Origin of the sequence: Sporosarcina sp. USHLN248 (assembly GCF_037144575.1) — a bacterium.
Taxonomy (GTDB): Bacteria; Bacillota; Bacilli; order Bacillales_A; family Planococcaceae; genus Sporosarcina; species Sporosarcina contaminans.
Genome location: NZ_JBBCZC010000001.1, coordinates 14,091 through 35,523, shown reverse-complemented (window position 1 = coordinate 35,523; position 21,433 = coordinate 14,091). Strand labels below are relative to the sequence as shown.

19 protein-coding genes are annotated in these 21,433 nt (G+C 42.5%); 4 read left to right on the top strand and 15 right to left on the bottom strand.

Translation table 11 applies throughout. The annotated features are described in order from the left end of the window. Positions 1-9 precede the first annotated feature (9 nt). The 5 genes from WFH04_RS00160 to WFH04_RS00140 form a co-directional block, all read right to left on the bottom strand. On the bottom strand, positions 10-1,038 hold the full coding sequence (locus tag WFH04_RS00160; protein WP_336822017.1) for an ABC transporter permease: 1,029 nt from the start codon (positions 1,036-1,038) through the stop codon (positions 10-12). Further along, positions 1,035-1,751: an ABC transporter ATP-binding protein gene (locus tag WFH04_RS00155; RefSeq protein ID WP_336822016.1), complete on the bottom strand. Its 717-nt coding sequence runs from the start codon at positions 1,749-1,751 to the stop codon at positions 1,035-1,037. The genes WFH04_RS00160 and WFH04_RS00155 overlap by 4 nt, the downstream gene beginning before the upstream one ends. Before the next feature lie 134 nt (positions 1,752-1,885). Further along, positions 1,886-2,413, bottom strand: a complete 528-nt coding sequence (locus tag WFH04_RS00150; RefSeq protein WP_336822178.1) for a GNAT family N-acetyltransferase — start codon at positions 2,411-2,413, stop codon at positions 1,886-1,888. A gap of 29 nt (positions 2,414-2,442) precedes the next feature. Then, the gene (locus WFH04_RS00145) at positions 2,443-4,419 is read right to left on the bottom strand and encodes a S9 family peptidase (protein WP_336822015.1); all 1,977 of its coding nucleotides are present in this window, start codon (positions 4,417-4,419) and stop codon (positions 2,443-2,445) included. Positions 4,420-4,496: 77 nt separating this feature from the next. Next, on the bottom strand, positions 4,497-5,582 hold the full coding sequence (locus WFH04_RS00140; RefSeq protein ID WP_336822014.1) for a citrate synthase/methylcitrate synthase: 1,086 nt from the start codon (positions 5,580-5,582) through the stop codon (positions 4,497-4,499). A 100-nt stretch (positions 5,583-5,682) separates the two neighbouring features. On the opposite strand from WFH04_RS00140, the gene WFH04_RS00135 reads away from it, so the two are divergent. Next, entirely contained in the window at positions 5,683-6,564 is an 882-nt protein-coding gene (locus WFH04_RS00135; RefSeq protein ID WP_336822013.1) for a LysR family transcriptional regulator, read from the top strand. 340 nt (positions 6,565-6,904) lie between these two features. Here the strand turns inward: WFH04_RS00135 and WFH04_RS00130 are convergent, their stop codons facing one another. From WFH04_RS00130 to WFH04_RS00105, 6 genes are all read right to left on the bottom strand, one after another. Beyond that, on the bottom strand, positions 6,905-8,602 hold the full coding sequence (locus tag WFH04_RS00130) for a methyl-accepting chemotaxis protein (RefSeq protein ID WP_336822012.1): 1,698 nt from the start codon (positions 8,600-8,602) through the stop codon (positions 6,905-6,907). A 174-nt stretch (positions 8,603-8,776) separates the two neighbouring features. Further along, positions 8,777-10,330 carry a fatty acid--CoA ligase family protein gene (locus tag WFH04_RS00125; RefSeq protein WP_336822011.1) on the bottom strand — a complete coding sequence of 518 codons (1,554 nt, stop codon included), beginning with the start codon at positions 10,328-10,330 and terminating at the stop codon, positions 8,777-8,779. A gap of 503 nt (positions 10,331-10,833) precedes the next feature. Continuing rightward, the gene (locus tag WFH04_RS00120; protein WP_336822010.1) at positions 10,834-12,756 is read right to left on the bottom strand and encodes an FtsX-like permease family protein; all 1,923 of its coding nucleotides are present in this window, start codon (positions 12,754-12,756) and stop codon (positions 10,834-10,836) included. Between the two features lie 24 nt (positions 12,757-12,780). Beyond that, positions 12,781-13,551 (bottom strand): ABC transporter ATP-binding protein, encoded by a 771-nt coding sequence (locus WFH04_RS00115; protein WP_336822009.1) that lies wholly within the window; start codon positions 13,549-13,551, stop codon positions 12,781-12,783. Next, positions 13,469-14,557, bottom strand: coding sequence for a sensor histidine kinase (locus WFH04_RS00110; RefSeq protein ID WP_336822008.1), 1,089 nt, complete (start codon positions 14,555-14,557; stop codon positions 13,469-13,471). The genes WFH04_RS00115 and WFH04_RS00110 overlap by 83 nt, the downstream gene beginning before the upstream one ends. Next, the gene (locus WFH04_RS00105; protein ID WP_336822007.1) at positions 14,554-15,258 is read right to left on the bottom strand and encodes a response regulator transcription factor; all 705 of its coding nucleotides are present in this window, start codon (positions 15,256-15,258) and stop codon (positions 14,554-14,556) included. The genes WFH04_RS00110 and WFH04_RS00105 overlap by 4 nt, the downstream gene beginning before the upstream one ends. A gap of 109 nt (positions 15,259-15,367) precedes the next feature. On the opposite strand from WFH04_RS00105, the gene WFH04_RS00100 reads away from it, so the two are divergent. Beyond that, positions 15,368-15,721: a hypothetical protein gene (locus WFH04_RS00100; protein ID WP_336822006.1), complete on the top strand. Its 354-nt coding sequence runs from the start codon at positions 15,368-15,370 to the stop codon at positions 15,719-15,721. On the opposite strand, the gene lplA is transcribed toward WFH04_RS00100, so the two are convergent. After that, positions 15,718-16,710 (bottom strand): lipoate--protein ligase, encoded by a 993-nt coding sequence (gene lplA / locus WFH04_RS00095; RefSeq protein WP_336822005.1) that lies wholly within the window; start codon positions 16,708-16,710, stop codon positions 15,718-15,720. The genes WFH04_RS00100 and lplA overlap by 4 nt on opposite strands. Positions 16,711-17,126: 416 nt before the next feature. On the opposite strand from lplA, the gene yhfH (WFH04_RS00090) reads away from it, so the two are divergent. Both yhfH (WFH04_RS00090) and yhfH (WFH04_RS00085) read left to right on the top strand, forming a co-directional pair. Beyond that, positions 17,127-17,252: a protein YhfH gene (yhfH, locus tag WFH04_RS00090; RefSeq protein ID WP_336822004.1), complete on the top strand. Its 126-nt coding sequence runs from the start codon at positions 17,127-17,129 to the stop codon at positions 17,250-17,252. A 163-nt stretch (positions 17,253-17,415) separates the two neighbouring features. After that, on the top strand, positions 17,416-17,541 hold the full coding sequence (gene yhfH / locus WFH04_RS00085) for a protein YhfH (protein ID WP_336822003.1): 126 nt from the start codon (positions 17,416-17,418) through the stop codon (positions 17,539-17,541). Between the two features lie 83 nt (positions 17,542-17,624). Here yhfH (WFH04_RS00085) and WFH04_RS00080 read toward each other — a convergent pair whose 3' ends face one another. From WFH04_RS00080 to hemH, 3 genes are all read right to left on the bottom strand, one after another. After that, positions 17,625-18,491, bottom strand: coding sequence for a glycerophosphodiester phosphodiesterase (locus WFH04_RS00080; protein WP_336822002.1), 867 nt, complete (start codon positions 18,489-18,491; stop codon positions 17,625-17,627). A gap of 545 nt (positions 18,492-19,036) precedes the next feature. Then, positions 19,037-20,455 (bottom strand): protoporphyrinogen oxidase, encoded by a 1,419-nt coding sequence (gene hemY / locus WFH04_RS00075; protein WP_336822001.1) that lies wholly within the window; start codon positions 20,453-20,455, stop codon positions 19,037-19,039. A gap of 25 nt (positions 20,456-20,480) precedes the next feature. Then, positions 20,481-21,413: a ferrochelatase gene (gene hemH / locus WFH04_RS00070; protein ID WP_336822000.1), complete on the bottom strand. Its 933-nt coding sequence runs from the start codon at positions 21,411-21,413 to the stop codon at positions 20,481-20,483. Positions 21,414-21,433: the final 20 nt, after the last annotated feature.

The window sequence follows — 21,433 nt, the reverse complement described above, 5'->3', positions numbered from 1 at the left end:
AAAGTCCTCCTACACTTTACGGTATTTACGTAAGATGATGATGTTTATTGTAATGAAAAGAAGCGAAAAGCCTGCGATTGCCAATAAGTCTATATAGATGGCAGACCAGCCGTACCCTCTTACCATTACATCCCGCAATGCGTCTGCTGCATAGTAAAGTGGAGTTACATAGCTAATCCAACTTAGCCATTTCGCAATCGTTTCCAAGTTAAACAAACCAGAAAAAAATATTTGGGGCACAACGACAATCGGTATAAATTGTATCATTTGCAGCTCGTTTTGTGCGAAAGAGGATAATAAAATACCTAATGTCAATGCAGTAAGTGAGAGCAAGAGGATTGTCAGTAGTACATACATAAATGCCCCTTCCATCACCATGCCCAACACATAAATCGCATAGGCAGCGATGATCGTCGATTGGATCATCGTAAAAATGCCAAAGCCGATTACATATCCTGCTACGATTTCCCATTTTCTTAACGGACTTGCAAGCAAACGCTCCAACGTTCCCTTTGTCCGTTCTCTCAGGAAAGATACTCCCGCAATGAGGAATACGAAAAAGAAGACGAAAAAGCCTAACAGCACCGGACCGAAGTAGTCGAATTGCCCCATCTTATCTGAACCGTGCAAATACTCGATTGACGGCGATTGGGAATTTGCTTCCTGCTGTTGTTTCGGCATTGCTCCTTGCAGCCATTTCATCGTTGCGGCTGTGACGTTAGGGTCACTTCCTTCTAAGACAATTTTCATTTTTTCATCGTTATATAAAAGATAAGCATCGATTTCTTGATCGGCCAATTGTTCTTTCGCTGCAGCTTCATTTGAGATTGTTGTTAGTCTTACTCCGTCAACACTTAGGTGCTCAACAACTGATTCAGGCATTTGAACAAGGCCAACTTTCGGTTCGTAATCGCCGCCGTTAAATACAAAGTATAGCATCGTTAGCACTAATATTGGAGCGACAATGAGCAATCCTACTGTTCGTTTATCACGAATGATTTGCCTCAATATCCGTTTCACCATCGCCATTACTCTCATGCTTCTGCACCTCCAAATGACAGGAAAGCTTCTTCAATCGTCAATGAGTTCGTTTGTTCCTTTAGCTCAGCGGGTGTTCCGATTGCGATAAGGCGGCCGTCTCGAATTAATCCTAACCGGTCACATTTATCCGCTTCGTCCATTACATGTGTCGTAACGACGAGCGTCTTTCCTGTCTTCTTCAAATCCATAAACGCTTTCCAAATGCTTTTCCGTAAAACCGGGTCAATTCCGACAGTCGGTTCGTCCAATAATAAAAGCTCAGGCTCATGCAGCAATGCAATTGCCAATGACAGGCGCCGTTTCATGCCACCGGAGTAGTTCGATACCGTTTTTCCGATATCGTCTGACAGCTGAACAAGCTCCATCACTTCTGTTATGCGCTCGGCCTGTCTTTTGCCGCGCAAACGGTATAGCTCAGAAAAAAATTGCAAGTTCTCGAATGCGGTTAACTCTTCATAAAGGGCATCTGATTGTGCCATATAGCCGATCCGCTCCGATAATTTTAGCGATGGCATCCGTTCGCCAAAAAGAAAATTCGCGCCAGAAGTCGGTACATCCAAACCTGCCAACTCTTTTACTAATGTCGTTTTACCTGCTCCGGAAGGCCCTAATAACCCAAAAATCTCTCCTTCGTGAATTTCAAGATTAATGGATTTCAATACTTCGTGCTTTCCGAAACGTTTTGAAACGTTTTGAATAGAAATTGCCATTTTTGCACCTCTTTCAAAGTGAGTGATTACTCACTATCATAAACGATTTGCTCCGTAAATGAAAGTGAGTAATCACTCATTAATTAAATATAAAAATTCCAAGCCAATTGCTCGGCTTGGAAACTCTTCTTCTATCAATCTTCTTTCTTCCATTCTTCTCGAAGCATACCCATCCGGATAGAATCATAATAATTTCCGTTCCAATAACGGACTTTCCGAATGCGCGCTTCCATCGTCATCCCCAACTTTTCAGCCACACGGATCATTCGTTCGTTGCCAGACCAAGTTGTAAGGCCAACGCGAACGAGCGGCATTTCATTGAATAAATGATCGATCCACAACGCCAACGCTTTCGTTCCGTACCCGCCACTCCAATAAGACGGATTGTAAATGACGATGCCCATTTCGAGCCAGAGCGATGGTTTATGCTCCCAATAATAGCTCACCATGCCGATTAGCTCGCCATCTACTTCAATTCCCCAATAATCATCTTGGGCAACGATTTTATCTTTTCGTTCCAAAAATGCTTCATAAGTCATCGTTGAGTGTGGAAAATAGGGAGCATCCCATTTTTTCCACTCGGGGTTTTCCTCTTTAAAGCTTTGCTCCCATAAGGAATGTAAATCTTCTTCAATAATTGGGCGAATCGTTACGCCCTCCATTGTATATGCCAAATAGGTTGCTCCAATTCTTATAGGTATTTCTCGAACCATCCCGTAATTTCGTTCAAACGCTCAACGCGCAAATTCGGTTTTCCTGTCCGAGACAAATTATGGTCTGCATCCGGGAAGCGGACGAATTCTGTTTCTTTCCCCATGCTTTTCAATGTAATGTATAGCTGCTCTGCCTGTTCGATCGGACAGCGGAAGTCTTTTTCCGAATGCAAAATGAGTAAAGGCGTTTTAACGTTCTCCGCATATTTGAGCGGTGAATGCTTCCATAATGTCTCGACGTCTTTCATATCCGCCGCAATTTGCCACTCGCTGAAATAATAGCCGATGTCGGATACTCCAAAGAAGCTGATCCAGTTGCAAATCGACCGTTGTGTCACTGCCGCTTTGAAACGGTCTGTATGGCCGACGATCCAATTCGTCATGAATCCGCCGTAGCTGCCGCCAGTTACGCCAAGACGCTGTTCATCGATCCATTGTTCTTCGGCTAACACATAATCGACAGCATCCATAATATCAGTAAAATCACCGCCACCATAATCGCCGCGCACCGCATCGACAAACTGCTGGTTATAGCCATGGCTGCCGCGTGGGTTGATATAGAGGACACCCCATCCTTGAGCAGATAGCAGCTGCATTTCATGGAAGTACGTATTGGCAAACATTGCATGCGGACCACCGTGAATATCGACGATGAGCGGATACTTCTTTCCTTCTTCATATCCGTAAGGTTTCATGAGCCAGCCATGCACATCCCAATCTTTCTCGCCTTTAAATACGATTTGCTCGGGTTGGATCAGTTCAACTTCATCCAAAAATTGTTTATTAAATGAAGTAAGTGCTTGTCTTTCCCCTGTCGCAATCGTCTGCTTATAAATTTCACCTGGATGCGTTAAATCGCTCACTGCTAGCAATGCAAAATCTCCATCTCTGTTCACGTCATAGCCATATACATGCTCATTTTCAGGCGTAGCAGGGTAGAGTTCTCCTTCAAGCGTTCCAAAATAAAGCCGGACATCACCCATTGTCGATAATTGGAAATACAATTGATTGTCTTTCGTCCAAACAACGCTTGGCGCACTTGCCCCTTGCTGATGATCTGCAACTGTATAATCTCCAACCGGCGCATCGACGCTTTCCGTCAAGTTGATCCGATTGCCGCGTCTCGTGTCATATACGTATAAATGCCCGTGCGTAGCGTTTTGATAAGTCCGATCCGAGCCGACAAAAGCTATGTAATGATCGTCAAATGAAAAACGAGCCCCTCCATAATAACCGATCTCATCGACAATAACAGTCTCCTCTTTCGTCTCGACATCGACTAAATACAGAGGCTGGCGAAATTCAAAATCTAAATTTTCCGCACGGTTTACGCCGATGACCATTTTCTTGCCGTCATGTGAAACTGCCTGTAAAGAATGCTGGTAGCTGCCTTCCGTAAATTGCGAAACGTCTCCAGAAGCAATGTCGATCACGCCAATTTGACGATAAGAATCTTGCGGCAATAAACCAACTCCGTCCGCCTTATATTTCATTTTCGTAACACGTACAGGCTCAGGCAATTTCTTTTCGTCTTTCTTTTCTTTATCAGTAAACGTCTTGCCTTCTTTCACCGGAGCATCGAAATAGATTTTCGTGCCACATGGCGACCATTCAAAGCTAGACACTCCTTTTTCAAAGGAGGTAAGCTTTTTCGCTTCTCCCCCTTTGGCAGATAGCAGAAATAATTGGTTCTTTTCCTCCCGATTCGATAAAAAGGCGATTTGCTTACCGTCCGCAGACCATTTTGGCGAAGTAACGCGATGATCGCCGTACGTCCACTGCGTCACTTCATCCGTTCTAAGGTCGATATGGTATAAGTTCGAGATGTATTTGTTTTCCTCTTTGTCGATATGCGTCTTAATGAAAACCGCTTCATTTCCATTCGGAGATAGTTGCGGATTCGTAACCGATTGCAAGTGGAACAGATCGTCTACAGAACTTTTTCTCTTCGTCATTTGGCACTCCCCCTTAATTGATTCCACTTACATGTTTCGCCACCCGTAACAATTCTCCTTCTTGGAAATGAAATCTTTTATTTTTTTGCACCGACATAGATTGATTGCGGACGGAATATTGTATTGTCGCTCAACTGCTCAATCGCATGCGCTGTCCATCCGACCATTCGAGCGATGCTAAACGTCGGCGTGAACAATTCAGGTGGCATATCGATCGATCGCATAATGGCCGCTGCATAATATTCAACATTCGTATACAGCTTGCGCCCCGGCTTATAGGTTTCCAATAAAGAGATGATCTCCTTCTCAGCAACTGTTGCCAAATCGAGCCAATGGTCTTTCCCAGTTAACTTTATGCATGTGTCACGTAAAATGATCGAACGCGGGTCCTCTGTTTTATAGACGCGATGTCCGAACCCCATAATTCGTTCTCCATCTTTTAATTTCCCTTCAATGATTGCCCGGATATTTTCAGGCGTTTGGATTTCTTCCAATAAATCGATGACGCCTGACGGGGCCCCTCCATGCAAAGGCCCTTTCATCGTGCCGATTGCAGACGTGATTGCCGACGTCAAATCCGACTCTGTTGAAATCGTCACCCGCCCCGCAAATGTTGATGCATTCAAACCATGCTCCATCGTCAAAAGCAAATACGTTTTTAGCGCCTCGACATGCACTTCTTCAGGCCTATTGCCTGTCAGCATCCATAAATAATTCGCCGTATGAGATAACTCAGGATCCGGCTGAATAACATGAGCAAAAATCGAATTTCGATAATGGCGTGCAACAATGACAGGCAAAGCAGCTGTTAGTTCAATCGCCTGATCTTCAATCGGCTTTTCCTTAAATTCCGCATGGCCGTACGCGGATATCGCTGTTCTCATCGCATCCATGATCGGCAAGTTTGCCGGTAGAGCGTCGATGATTGATACGACATGGTTTGGTAGCAGCCTTCCTTGTCTTAATTTCTCATTGAGATTGTGCAATTCGTTTTCGCTTGGGTATTGTCCATTCCATAAATAATACGCAACTTCTTCAAATGTTTTCCCTTCAACTATATCCTCAAGTAGTGTTCCGCGATACCGTAGCTCACCTATCTCCCCATCAACAGACGCAATTGTCGTATGAACTGCTACGACATCCTTCAATCCTTTTGCAAACATGACCATTCCTCCTTTTCTCTATCATAATAGAGCTGTATAATTAATTAAATTAAATGTTTTTAATTAAATTGATTAAAATTTATTATCAAGGGTGATTTCAATGGACTATCAATGGTTGAAAACGTTCATCGTTGCAGCTGAAACGTTGAATTTTCGAAAAGCATCTGAAAAACTTATGCTCTCGCAGCCGAGTGTGACAGTGCATATCCGGCAATTAGAGGAGCGGCTTGGCGTGCAACTGTTTGACCGAGTGAATCATCGGGTTTCATTGACAACTGCTGGGAAAATGTTTTATCCACAGGCTGTTCAATTGGTTGACGATTTGCAAGAAAGCGTGAAGCGGATGCATGCTTTTTCACAAGGCTATCGCGTTGATTGGACGGTCGCTATTTCCCCGTTAATGGCAGAGACGATCTTGCCATATTTCCTACGTACGTTTATGGATCGGCACCCTGAAGTGGAATTGACGATCCGCGTGGAAGAATCCGAGCTCATTGAGCAAATAGTTGATGGCGGTGATGCACATTTAGGCATTTCCGCAGTCGATGCAAAGCTGAAAAGCATTGAATCGATTCCCATTTACAAAGATCCAATCGTCTTCGTTATGCCTCTTGACCGCTACGATGAGGAAAGCGGGCCGCCGATTGACATTGCTGAAGTATTGCAAAAGCACTATTTGCTTACCCACCATCACCCTGTTTATTGGGAAGAGCTTCTATTATTGCTCAATCAAAATATACCGGGCATCCGGACAATGAAAGTGACGCAGGCGCATATTGCGAAGCGGTTCATACAGGATGGATTAGGCGTCTCCTTTCTTCCGCACTCGATCGTACGTCGTGAGTTAATGGAAGGCAGGCTCATGCGTCCACATTTTGATCTGTTCGACTTGCCAACTGTATCTTCATATGTGTTGGTGAAAAAGAAAGGTGAATTAGAAGAGGAATTCATCCAAGAAATATCGGAATCGTATTTTGGATAAGGTATTTGATCGAATAAGATGAAAACGGGAGAATGCTGTGGAGGTGATTTTGTAATGAAAAGCATTAGCTAATCGCGAGTCAGCGAATCTAACGAAGAGTTCAATTTGTCGTATTAAAATGAAGCACTATTCCGTTCGTTTACGCTGACTCTTCTTTTCGATTAAGCAGTCTCATGCCTATGACCATAGCTATGTACCTTAATCATTGTATAGGCATGAGACTTATTTGGTGAATTGATAGTATAGAACGGCACTGCTCGACTTAGGGCATAAATTGCCTGTTTCATGAGAAGTGCCAAGTTGAGCATTTACCCATTTTCATTGCTTAACCCTATATGATTTATTTCAATTGAAATCTCGAAACCATTTGCTGCAATGTCTCAGCCATCGAGCTAAGGACTGAGGAAGAAGCGGAGATTTCCTGCATTGTTGCACTCTGTTCCTCGGCAGCAGCGACAATATTTTGTGCATTGGCATCAGAACGTTCGGACATGGCTGCGACGTCATCAATTAGCCGTTTCACTTGCTGCGCACTGTCATTGATTGTTTTACTTATTTCAGCAATGTCAACAGCTTGTCGTGAAACATCGTCAATATGGTGAGAGATGTCCTCAAATCCTTTTCCGGTTTGACGAATCATACCAAGCCCTTCGTCCACATTCGTCTTAGACATTTCCATTGCTTTTATTGCCCCATCAACTTCTTGCTGTATTTCGCTAATTAAATCGCTTATTTGGGCTGCAGCATTACCGCTGTCGGATGCTAAGTTCCCGACTTCTGCAGCAACGACGGCAAATCCTTTTCCGTGTTCGCCTGCTCTAGCTGCTTCTATGGAGGCATTCAGGGCGAGTAGGTTCGTTTGCTCTGCAATTTTCGTAATCATCGTAACAATATTTCCGATTTCTAACGATTTTGTATGCAGCGATTCGACTACAGAAGCAGTGCGGACTGTTGACTCTTGTATCTCCGACATTTTATCAATCGTTGAGGACATCCGTTTCATTCCTTCATTCGACAATTTTGTCGTAGCAACCGACAAATCGGAAACTAACTGAATTGATAGGATCGCTTTATCCAATTGATTTGCCATCTCATCAACGATCGTGCTGCTAAATTTCGTGCTCTTCATTTGGGCTGCCGATCCCTCGGATACTTCGATGACTGAATTCGTAATTTGCTCCGATGCTTTCGCGGATTCATCAGCACTTGTTGCAAATTGTACAGAAGTAGAAGAGAGCGTATCGATATTTTCTATCAACTCAGCCATCAATTCATTTAAATTTCTTAACATCAAGTTAAAGTCCTGTCCTAACTGACCCACTTCATCTTTCGTCAGAATTTGAAGCGGATCGATGGAAAGATCTCCAGCTGCCATATTTTTAAAATTTTCCGACAGATCAATGATTGGTCGTTGAATCGTTCTTTTTAAATAACGAATTGCAAAAAGGGCGATAATAACTGCCAAGATTGAACTGGTCGATAACGCAAGAAGGACGGTATTATATAATTGATCACCTTCCTGTTCAATCTCCTCCAATTCCTTTCTATGAATCTCATTTAAATTACTAAGCTCATCCAACATTGAATTGACCGTGAGCACTGCGTCGTAAGAAGCTACGGTTGCTTTTTCGACTTCCTTCTTTTTGCTAAGTGCCAAAATTTCATTAATTTGCGAAATGAATTCTTCCCATTTCTCTTGCGACAAAGAAACTTTGTTGTTTTGGTCGGCCATAAGCGCCGCATAAGTCCCGACAATTTCATTGGCCTGTTCCATTTCGGCCTCGATTTGACGCTCATAATCCTCTTTGAACTCTTTATCCCTCGACAATATATGTCGTTGTGAAAAGGCCATTATATTTTGCATTCTTTTTTCCAAAGCATTGATCGTATCGATTTTAGGTACAATAACTTTGTTCGTTGTCTCAGTATTTTGATTCAATTTACTTGAACTTATAAAGCCAACGGAACCCATTCCAATGATCAAAATTATCATTGCAATGAACATTGTTGAAATCTTTTTTCCTACTGTCCACCGCATCGGTAAGTCTCCTTTTAATGTAAAATAATATAGTTTCAATGTACCACGCACGATCGATTATGCCTATAGAAATTTATATGACAACGATGAAAATTATCGTTTTAATAGTACTTTCACATTATTTATTGAATAAAAAAAGCTTTCCAATCTTCTTCAGAAAGGAAAGCTGTTTGTTTACTGTTTCACATGTTGTTTCAACGATCTTCTTAAAATTTTTCCTGTCGTGTTTTTCGGCAATTCATCTAAGAAATCAATCGTTTCTGGAATTTTGTATTTCGCAAGGCGTTTTGCGCAAAACTCTTTCAGTGCCTTTTCTTCCAATTGTGCTCCTTTTTTCAATACAACAAACGCTTGCACCTCTTCCCCGAAATCGGGATCTGGAACGCCGATAACCGCGGCTTCCACAATATCTGGATGGGCAAATAAAACCTCCTCGACTTCCCGTGGATACACATTGTAGCCACCGACTATTATCATATCTTTTTTACGATCAACAATATAGAAATAGCCATTCTCGTCCTGCCGCGCCAAATCTCCTGTATATAGCCAACCATCGCGAATTGCAACTGCTGTTTCTTCAGGCATTTTGTAATATCCTTTCATGACATTCGGACCGCGCACGATGAGCTCGCCCACTTCGCCGACTGGCACTTCATCCCCATACTCATCAACGACTTTGTTTTCTACGTTGACGATATTCGTTCCGATTGAACCCGGTACCCGTTCACGGTCGAGCGGATTGAAGCAAGTGACCGGAGACGCTTCGGACAGACCATATCCTTCTGAAACTCTCACGTTGAATTTTTCCTCGAAGTTATGCAATAAAGCGACTGGTAGTGACGCTCCACCAGAAATGGCAAGACGGATTGAATCGAAATCTTCTGTTTTGCCTTCTGGATATTGATAAAGGAAATTGAACATCGTCGGCACACCGGCAAATACAGTCGCTTGCTCAGATTTTATCGTGTTGAACACTTCCGACGGACTGAATCGCGGAAGGAGCAAAACGGTCGCACCTTTTAAAAGCGGCGCGTTGACGACGACAGTCAACGCAAAGACGTGGAAAACAGGCAATGTTGCAACGATGCGGTCATTTTCCGAAAACCCTAAGTAATCCCCAACATCACGTGCGTTCGAATAAAGGTTTTTATGTGTCAACATAGCACCTTTCGGATGGCCCGTTGTACCCGACGTATACAGAATGATAGCGGTTTCATTTTCATTTACTGAAACAGGTTCAAAATTCGGTTTACCTGTTGCAATCAGGCGGGAGAACAATTGCACTTTCTCCTTTGCTGCTTCAGGCAACGCTTCTATTTTTTCCTCGACATCATCACTCGTTTCGCAAATGATGTATTGCTCAATTGTCGGAAACGCAACTGCTGCTTTCTCAACTAACGGCAACAATTGATCTAGCGTAATAACCGCTTTTGCATCGCTATTATGTAAGATATAAGAAATCTCATCCGGCGAATAAATCGGATTGATCGGAATGGCTGTCGCGCCTATCCGCATCGTCGCATAAAGCGAAATTAAAAAATGCGGCGTATTCCCCAATAAAAAAGCGACATGGTCCCCTTCCTTTACTCCAACCCCTAACAATGCGGACGCGAACATCGACACCGACTGATCAAACTCAGCATAAGACGTGTCCTTTCCCATGAAATGATAAGCTGTTTTTTGCGGTTGCAATTTCGATGTCTCATAAACCCGTGTTACCAAATTCATTTTGACCATCTCCCTTTTCATTGAATGAATCATCATTCATTTTACAACTCCTATTATTATATAAGAAAAATTAAAAGTTCACAATACTTTTAGAAAATCTATCAATGATTCTATTAGTAAAGCACACACTTCTCTGTTTTTTTATTTCAATAGAACATTCACTTATCAAGCAGCTTTATTTTTTGTAGAAATGTCTTGCGTGAGTAAATTCAGGTTGGATAGGTCCGGGCGAGCGGAGGTGTTGTACTTTGAGCGGTGGATGAGAGGGTTCGATCGGATGGCGTGATTTTCGAGTGGTGGTTCGAGCGCTGGATGAATTTCAAATGGTATGAGAGCGGAAGCAAACAAATCACATGCTTTTTCAAGCAATCGCCCTATAAATGCGCAAGACAGCAATTGCTACATATGTTTTTTTGAGTATAAATCCAACTTATGGAAGCATGTGGCCGCGCACTTCATTCAAAAACGAAAGCACTTAGCTTAACTACGCCAAGTGCTTTCCTTCATTTTGGAGCTTTTATATGCGATAAATAACGCCAGCGAATTAAATAATAGTAGATAATTTGTACCACTGTCAAGCCGACTAACACGATTGTCAGTTCGCGAACGATCGATATTTCTGCCAAGGCATCCCATATGACTTGTAAGGATAGAAAGGCAAATGAGCTATGCATTATAGCTACGCCCCACGGCACGAAAAATTGGGGGATTAATTGTCGGTTGACGATTTTTTTTAATTCATGATCGGTGAGGCCCATTCTTCTTAGGACATCGAATTGTTTTTGATCATTTTCGAGCGATGTGTACAATCTGAAGTAAATGAAGCTGCCTGCAGCAAGCAAAAAGACAATCGCCAATAGCAAACCTGCAAACAATAGCAACGAAAACGAAATTCGTAGGACCGAATAATTCAGCCCCGGATTATCGAATGAAAAATGAAGTTCCTCGTTCAAGCCATTCAAATAAGACTGGTTGACAAACCGATCGATCGTTAGGCCGATATCCTTCGTCCTCTGCCAATCTGGAATATTGAACGCATAATAGACGGAAGCTGGCAATTGCTGAAGGCTAAGCAATTCATAATCATAGTCATTCAAAATAATGGCATTCATGCCAATTGCATGCGCCGGAAAGATTTGATAAGGATAGGCACCGCTAATTCGAATCTCAATGCCGCTCTCCAAAAGAACCGTATTAACGGTTCGATTATTCAATTGAGAAAATGCAGATGGGGTAGATGGCAAAAATAGTGCCTCTCCCCTTTTCAAAGCGAGTGGCTCATAGTCGAACGTCCGTGCAAGCCTATTGACATTAGACAATTTGATGATCGACACCGTGTAATCGGTGTAGGAAGACACTTGCTGTTGCACTGGAAATCGAACATAGTTGTAATCAATGTCATGCTCTTGCAATTCATTCACTAACCGCTGAATATGCTGCTGCTCCAATTCATTACCTGGAAAACTTTGATAAACAAGGCCTAACGGATTCATTTCCCGATATTGAGAGGCAAAAGACGTCAAAGAAGCTAAAATGCCAACTGATAGGAATGCCATCGTTGATACGATCGTTACGATGAAAAACATACGTGCATTTTCCTTTAATCGAATGACACCTTCAGAAAAGGCCAATAGGCGAAAATGACGCCAGAAGAATTTTTTCCGCGCACGGAAATAATGGAAAACCATCGGCAATGAATCCGTAAAGAAATAGTATGTTCCAACTGTTGCTAATGGCGGCAATAAAAAGCTTAACCCAATAACGATCGAGTTGGACGTGAAAGCGGCCATTATATAAGACAGGCTTAATAAAGCGAAACCGATGAAGCCCCGGACAGGCGAAAAATCATACGTATCATTCGCCTTTTGATCGCCTCGGATCAGTTCCTCGATGCTTTCCATACGGATGAGCGCGGGAGCAACGAGCGAGATAATGATAAACAAGCTCAAAAAAGCGCCGACCGTCAATGCAAACGGTTTCCAAGATAAATAGAGCGGCAAGGCAGGCAACATAACGAGCTGCTTGACGACCATAAAGAAAAACTTTGAAAACATGAACCCGAAAAACGTGCCTACACCGATTGAAGCTGTTCCAATGAGTAACGTCTCGGTGAAAATCAATTTATGAAGCTGTCTTTTCTCCATCCCTAAATGGAGCAGAATGCCAAATTCCTTCGTTCTTGCTTGTAGAAACGCGCGCATTGAATAAAATAGAAAAAAAAGTGTAAAGAAGTACAGAACAATATTGGCTGCTCCCATTCCTAAAATCGAAATTTCCTGAAGCGCGCTTCCTTCAATCGAAGGGTGAAACAATAGCATGGAATAAAGGAAAAAGACCATGACCGAAAATACGCTGGCAAGCATGAATGCTGCGTAAACTCTGCGATTGCGTACAACATTCCGATAAGCGAACTGTCGGAAATTCATGGCAATAGCCTCCCGCCTATAAGCTTATAAAATCCGCAAATCATTAACATTTCCTCCGAGCAATGAAAGCACGTTTAAAATGCGCTGGAAAAACGTCTGGCGTCTTTCATCCCGCAAAATTTCATTGAAAAAAGCGCCGTCTTTAATGAATAGCACACGATCACAATAGCTCGCTGCGATTGGATCATGTGTCACCATGACGATCGTCGCTTTTTCCGTATCATTTATACGGCTTAACAACTCCAAGACATCCTTTGCCGATTTCGAGTCCAAGTTGCCCGTCGGCTCATCCGCTAAAATAAGCTTTGGTTTATGAATTAAAGCCCGTCCAATCGCCGTCCGTTGCGCCTGGCCACCCGACAGTTCGTCCGGCCGCCTTTTCAATATCCCTTTTAAATTCAACTGCTCCGCCATTAAACGGATGCGTCGGTTCATTTCTGGTAAAGGAAGCCCTTCAAGGGTCAATGGCAGTACGATATTCTCTTCAACCGTGAGCATTTGCAGCAAATTGATATCTTGAAAGACGAAGCCAAAATTATGCCTTCTGAAGAGCGCTAATTCGTTTTGTTTTAAGCCTTCCGGTTCTACGCCGTCAATGACTACTCTTCCATATGTCGGCATGTCGATCGTTGAAATAATATTCAGCAAAGTCGTCTTGCCACTGCCTGAAGGCCCCATAATGGCGACAAACTCTCCTTCTTCGACTTCAAAATCAAGCCCGTTCAACGCCCGATGCATCACTTTGCCTTCGTAGATTTTGGTCACTTCCGTCAGTTCCACGATCGGTTTCTTCATCTTCGGACTCACCTGTCTCTCCGTTTTTAAACAATACTTTCACGACAGTCCCTCTTCCGATTTCCGAGTGAATCGTTAAAGGATGCCCTAATTTTTCACAAATCTCTTTCGCTATATAAAGGCCCATGCCTGTTGATTCGCCTGAAATCCTGCCGTTCTCTCCGGTGAAGAACGCTTTCGTCACCCGCTTTAAATCGGATGCGGGAATGCCGATTCCTTCATCACGAATGTTTAGCTCAAAGCCTTCTTTCGTCTGCTCAGCCGTAAAATAGACCCGTTTATTCGTTTCAAACGTATATTTCACTGCGTTTGTAATAAATTGACTAATTACTACTTTCATCCACTTAGCATCTGTCGGAACGATCAGGTGTTCATCGATTTGAATGTCGGGAAACACACCTTTCGTAATGAAGAGACGCTTATGCTCCGTCACAATTTGCTGTATAAAACATTTCAGCACAACTTGTTCAATTTGCATATCCTCTTCAAACGTTTCAAGCCGCGCATTAACAAGAACCGCATCTAAACCTCTCTGCAATTTATCAATTTCCTCTTGAATGCTTCGTTTATCCACTTCACCATCTTCTTGCAACAACAGCCCGATTACTGAAATCGGCGTTTTCATCTGATGCACCCATTGATTCATGAAATGCAAATGCCGATGTTGCGCAGCATATAGCGTTTGCACTTCATTTTGGTACAGCCCGTAAAGGCTCCGCATATAGTCAGCCGTTTGTCGATGCTCCGGCGACTGAACATGGCGAATCAGTGCATCTTCCATTTGCTTCGGCTTGCGCATTATCACATTATAAAAGGATCGTTGCATAATAAATTTCGCTCCTAAAAAAGCGCCTGTCAGCAATATGCTCATGACAACCGAATAGATCGCCGTATTATAACCTCTAAAGCCGTCCAACCAATATAGCAGTAATATGAACAATACTAAAAACAGCTGAAAAATAAGCAATGTCGTATGTTCTCTCAAAAATAGCAATAACTTCTTCATGATTCCTCCGAAGATAGCATGAACCGATAACCCGAGCCTCTCACCGTCTCAATTACAGACTGGACGCCATAATCGGACAGCTTTTTTCGGACGCGCGTCATATTGACATTCAATGTATTTTCATCCACAAATGATTGATCATCCCATAATTCTTCCAATAACGTTTCACGCGAAACCACTTTTGGTGAAGCCTCCATCAACAGTTCTAAAATGACACATTCCTTTTTTTGCAATGGAATGGCTTCTTCCCGCAAATGAAGCTCCATCCGCTCTATATATAAAGTGAGCGCGCCTAACTTCACCATCCGCTCCCCTTGCATTGGAGCATATTCTCCGTAAGCGCGTCGTAAATGACTTCTTATTTTGGCAAGGACGATCTCGTAATGGAAAGGTTTCGTAATAAAATCATCCCCACCATTTTCAAGCGCAAAAACTTGATCCATATCGCCTGAACGGGCAGAAATGAAAATGATCGGACACATCGTATGCTGACGCAGCTGCCTGCACCAGTAATATCCATCATAAGAAGGCAAATTAATATCTAACAAGATGAGATGCGGATCAAACGCTAAACATTCTTCCGTAATCGCATCAAAATCCTCAACAATTGCAACATCATATTGATATTTTCGCAACGTCTCCGCCAATAAATGTGCAATCTTCTTATCATCTTCCACAATGAAAATCCGTTGATTCCCCATCTTTCTCTCCTCCTTCTACCTTCTGTTAATTATACCGCAAAACCGTTGTTTTCGCTTAGCTGCAAAGTAGAGAATTAAAAAGCATGAAAGATTACCGGAGTGGAGAGAAGTGTTACTGGTACGGGAGAACACGATACTGGCGCGAGTATGTGATTTACTGGCGCGATTGAATACGTTACTGGCGCATCAGTACATTTTACTGGCGCGGCTTATCAATTTACTGACGCAGAAGTGCACAGTACTGGCGCAAGTATGTGATTTACTGGCGCGTTTGAATACGTTACTGGCACACCGGAACATTTTATTGCGCATGCTCCTACATAACAGCCTCTATATCGCTTCTTCATACGCTACCCTATTTTCATCTAATACGAGTAATTACATTCCAGCAGTAAACAAACAGTTAACAAAAAACAGCCATTTGAAAAGCATAATAGCCTTCCAAACAGCCGTTTATGATTAATAAATCAAATTAATAAACTCTTCTTTCGTAATGCCGCCTAATATTTTTGGAATATCAATTTCTTCAAGCGCCTTTGTAATGGATTCGCGATCGTATTGAACAGACTTCAACCTTTCTTCTATGACTGCAACTTCTCCTACTCCGAAGAAATCTCCGTAAATGTGGACTTCTTGGATATTCCCTTTTTCAACTTGCAAACGAACATCGATGCCACCCACAGGGAAACGATGGGAATGCTGCATATTGAATTTTGGTGATTTTCCGTAATTCCACTCCCAATTGCCATAGCGCTCTGCAGAAAGTTCATGGATTTTCTTCCAATCTTCGTCGGTTAGTTCCATGTATTGAATGTTCTCTTTGCCGCCAAAAATGGACTCCAAGATTTTTAGGCGGAACTCTTCAATCGTCATTGGCTCCTCGATGAATTCCGAAATATTTGCTACACGGCTGCGAATCGATTTAATGCCTTTCGATTCAATTTTATCCTTCTTCACTTTCAAAGCAGATACAACTCGTTCAATTTCTGTATCAAACATTAAAGTCCCATGGCTATACAGACGCCCTTGAGTTGCAAACTGTGCATTACCGGACACTTTTCTTCCGTCGATTAAAATATCGTTGCGTCCCAACAGCTCCGCCTTTACGCCCATTTCCGCAAGCGCTTTAATAACAGGCTCTGTGAATTTCTTGAAATTCCGGAATGACTCCCCATCATCTTTCGTAATAAAACTATAATTGAGGTTTCCTAAATCGTGATACACAGCACCGCCGCCAGACAGACGCCGCACGACATGAATGCCATTAGCGTCAACAAATTCTGTATTGATTTCTTCAACTGTATTTTGGTTTTTCCCGATAATAATGGACGGTTCATTAATATAGAACAGCAAAAAAGAATCTTTGTCTACGTCCATATTTTTCAGAATATATTCTTCGATGGATAAATTAATGCGCGGGTCAGTAATGCCTTTATTGTCAACGAAATACACTTTCATCGCTCCCTATGTAAATGAATTCCCCTCTATTTTATCCGAAATGTTCATTAATGTCTTGACATTTGATTACCTGTTATAATACACTCTTAATAATCAAAATAGTTATAGAACAAGAGAGGAGTTGTACGACCGATCATTACCTAATGGTTTGCCCTTAATCGACCTGCCTTGGAGCTTCGAGATGCAGTCTAATCGAACCGCTACTATTATTCTCCTTGAGTCGGCAGATGTTTAAACTCCGATACGGTTTTCATCCCACAAATTTGTGCTGACTCAAGTCGGTAAATGTTTACGGAACGTATTTTGGTGCAACTGTATATTATGAGATATACACTATTTTTTCTATACGCTGTTATATCACAAGAATATATTATTTATTTTATATTATAACAGAATTGGAGGGATACTTCATGTTGGAAAATGTAATTGATTTTTTCAAAAACTTGCCTGCTAAAACTTGTGTTTCTTGTGGAAAGGAAATTGAAGAGCAACACGAATGCTACAGCAATAAATGCGACGAATGCAATATCGTCTAATTTTTTTCGCCATACTGTTATATTACAATTAACCATTATTATATTTTATAATATAACAGATATTGTGTTAGTTTAGGTCTGAGCATTGCATAACCGCCAGTTTCCCACGAATTCTGTACGACTATTAAACAGTTAGTGCACATCAGAAAAGGAGGTCCTTTGCATGTTAGAAAATGTAATCGAGTTTTTCAAAACGTTGCCAGCAAAAGTTTGTGTCTCCTGCGGAAAAGAAATTGAAGAGCAACATGAGTGCTATAGCAATAAATGCGATGAGTGCAACATTCTATAATTGCTTACATCTATTCTCTTGGAGACTTGCTCTCAACACATTTGTCGACAGAGCCCATGAAAAAGAGAGTTGAAGAAAATGCTTCAGCTCTCTTTTTCATTCCCTAATATATCAGGCTCATTCGTATGAATCCCATTGACACCCATCGACTTCAATTTCAGCGCGTCCTCTGCATCGTTCACTGTATAGGCATAAACCGCTAACCCTTTATCGTGCATTGTATTGACAAACACTGGCGTAACCGCTTTATAGCTCACCCCTACGCCCGAAGCGTACTGCAGCACTTCCTTCAGTTCTTTTCGAGATAACTCCGCTTCTTCTCCTTCATCAAAAGATAATAACTGCAATAAAGGAATTTTCTCCTCCAATTTATGCACTTTTTTCAAAGCCTCTTTATCAAAGGAATGGATAACCGCCTTCGGAAATCCATTCTGATCAGTTCCTATCAAATCATAGCTTTTCATCAGATCTACCACTTTTCTCTCAATATCCGGATATTGCTCGGTGTCTTTTAATTCGACAACATAGCGAACTTCGGTGCCCATTTGCTCGAAGACTTCCGATAGTGTTGGAATTGCAATATCTTCATGATCCGCCCCGCTAGCGACTATTTTTTCGCCTTTTTTTCTATTTGCAGACAGTTCTTTCAGCTTATCCAACGTGAAATCTTTAATTTTTCCCGCTGCCTCGGTCGTGCGCGAAACGTCATCATCGTGCATGACGACTATTTCATCGTCTTTTGTCAAATGAACATCCAATTCGATATAATCAGCGTTCAAGTCTTCAGCCAATTCGAATGAGGAGAGCGTGTTTTCAGGCACATAAGCAGACGCTCCCCTATGGCCGATAATGAGGAAATCATCTTCCGGCAGCGAGCTCCGCCATTCTTTCATATTGACACAGCTTGATAGTATAAAGAGACTCCCTATCATTAACATAATCTTCCTCATCCTACCATCCTCTCTACTCTCAATGTACCCTACCTTTTTCAAAATATAACGTGCAATAAAAGGGTAAACCATTCAATGCTTTAGTGCTCCCTTTATCTAGCCATCAAACGCAAAAAGTTGAAACACAACGCATAAATCTCCCAATACACGCATAATGTTTTGAAAATGCTCATAAGTTAAATGGAATAGCACATAAACCGATTCAGCTACTCATAAGCTTATTAAAAAACGCATAAAGCATACATAAGCAGCATAACCACGATTTCATTCGCATTAGCGAACACTCCCATACATTGCTTAACAGTGACTATTGCCTTCATTCACTAACTTTCCTTACCTCCCCCTAACCTATCGATATAAACACTACTAAACACATATAAGAGCACTCCGAAAAACATGAACTTTCTATCTTGCCGCATTCCCATTCGGATAGAGAGCTCATCACCCCCTCCCTCTCCTTTTTCGCCCCCGAGCCAAATAAAAAATCCCCGAAAGTTAGATTCACTACTCTAACTTTCGGGGGTTGAACCAAGTATACAAACTTTTTATCCGAATAAATCGGCTATGACCTCTTCGACAGCTGCTTTGCCTTGATTGATGCAATCTGGGAGTCCGACGCCATCGTAAGCGGCCCCTGCCAATTTTACGTTCGGGAATTGGCTTTTCAACTCTGCCCGTGCTGCTTCGACTCGTTGCCGATGGCCGACCCGGTATTGCGGCCGGTCTTCTTTGAAGCGTGTAATGACAGTGAAATCAGGTTTGCCGTTAATTTGAATAATTTTACTTAGATCCGATAGAACAATTCGTTCAATCTCATCATCCGGTAAATCGACGATCGTTTCATCTCCTACCCGCCCTACAAATGCTCGGAGCAATACTTTTCCTTCCGGCGTAGTTGTTGGCCATTTGCGGTGCACCCATGTACAGGCAGTGATCGAATAATCGCTACTGCGGGATACTAAAAATCCAGTGCCTTCCATATCTTGCACGACTGCATCTTTCGGGAATGCCAAAGCGACTGTCGCAACTGAAGTCGTTTTAATATCTTGCAAGTCTGAAAGCAAGCCGTGCGGGGCGAAGAGATGGCTTGCCGTCATATGATCAGTCGCCATAATGACGGAATCCGCCTCGATGATTTCACCATTATTGAGTTGAAGGATTGCTTTTCCATCTCGTCGGTCGATTTGTTCAATCCGGCGCCCTTTCAAGACGGAGCCCGGTTCTAACTTCGCCTCCGCAGCTTCCACGATCGATTCCAAGCCGTTACGAAATGAGTGGAAAGCGCCTTGTTTTGATGCACCATGTCCATTTTTTTGAGGCACTTGCTTTGGCGTTGTTTTTTTCATGCCTAAGATAAGGCTTCGATGGCGTTTTTCTACCTCATAAAATTGCGGGTAAGTCGCCTGCAAGCTCATATGGTCTATGTCTCCAGCATATACCCCGGATAGAAGCGGCTCGATCAAGTTTTCTACTATTTCCCCGCCAAATCTGCGTCGAAAAAACTTTCCCAATGATTGATCGCCTTCTGCCCCTGACCGCGGCAGGAAAAAGTCTCCTGCCACACGCAGCTTGCCAGATACGGAAAATAGATTGGATTTCATGAATGGTCCCATTTTTGTCGGTATGCCCATAACGGATCCTGCCGGAATCGGCTGAAGCTCTTCATTGACAAGTATATATGCCTGCCCTGTCGCGTTGCGGACAAGCTCATTTTCAATGCCTAAGTCCTTCGCGAACTGGTCCATGCTTTTTTTACGGATTAGGAAACTATCCGGACCTCGCTCAATGACAAATCCATCTCGTCGGACCGTTTGTATTTTGCCGCCTAACCGATTCGATGCTTCGATAAGCAATACGTCCACCGGCAATTGCTGTTCCCTAGCCGTTTTTTGCAAATAAAACGCAGCAGCGAGCCCTGTAATGCCTCCGCCCGCGACAACGACTTTCTTTTTCTGTTCATCCATGTCCATCATCACTTCCTATCCGTGATCAGGCTTCTTTTAATTGTTCTAAAACCGCATCTGCTATCGATTCGATGAATAGCGGATTTGTATTTGGCATTTCAGGTCGATAGTAGGCAGCTCCGATTTCATCACAAACGACTTTACACTCATAATCATTGTCATAGAGGACTTCCAAGTGATCCGATACGAAGCCTACCGGTGTATAAACGAACGCTTCATAGCCTTTTTCATTATGCAAATCTCTCGTTAAATCTTGAACATCAGGCCCTAACCAAGGCTCTCCAGTTTGGCCTTCACTTTGCCAGCCAACTGCGTATTGTTTCACATTTGCAGCATCTGCAATCAGTTTTGCTGTTTCTTCCAATTGATCTGGATATGGATCGCCGAATTGCTTGATTTTTTCTGGCAATGAATGCGCGGAAACGACCAGGCATGCTTTCTCTCTTTGATTTTCTTCCATGCTGTCAAACGTGCTGCGTACTTTTTCCGCCCAATAGGAAATGAATTTCGGCTGTTTGTACCAGCTCTCTACAGATGTAATTGAAATGCCGTGTTTTTCAGCTTCCTCTTTCGCACGAGTATTGTACGATTTTACCGAGAAGGAAGAGTAATGTGGCGCCAAGACGACCGAAACTACTTCTTTAATACCGTCATTATTCATTTGTTCAACTGCTTCTTCAATGAATGGCGTAATATGTTTCAGTCCTACATACACTTTGAACTCAATTTCATCTTGCATAGCGTTTAGCTTGTCGCATAGAGCATTCGCTTGGTTTTCCGTAATTTTCGCCAAAGGAGAAATTCCTCCAATTGCTTTGTAACGGCTTTTCAAGTCTTCCAACTGCTCTGGTGCAGGCGGACGGCCGTGGCGAATGTGCGTGTAATATGGTTCGATATCTTCTTCTTTATATGGCGTTCCGTACGCCATTACTAATAGACCCATTTTTTTCTTTGTCAATAGGGACACCTCTTTCAAAA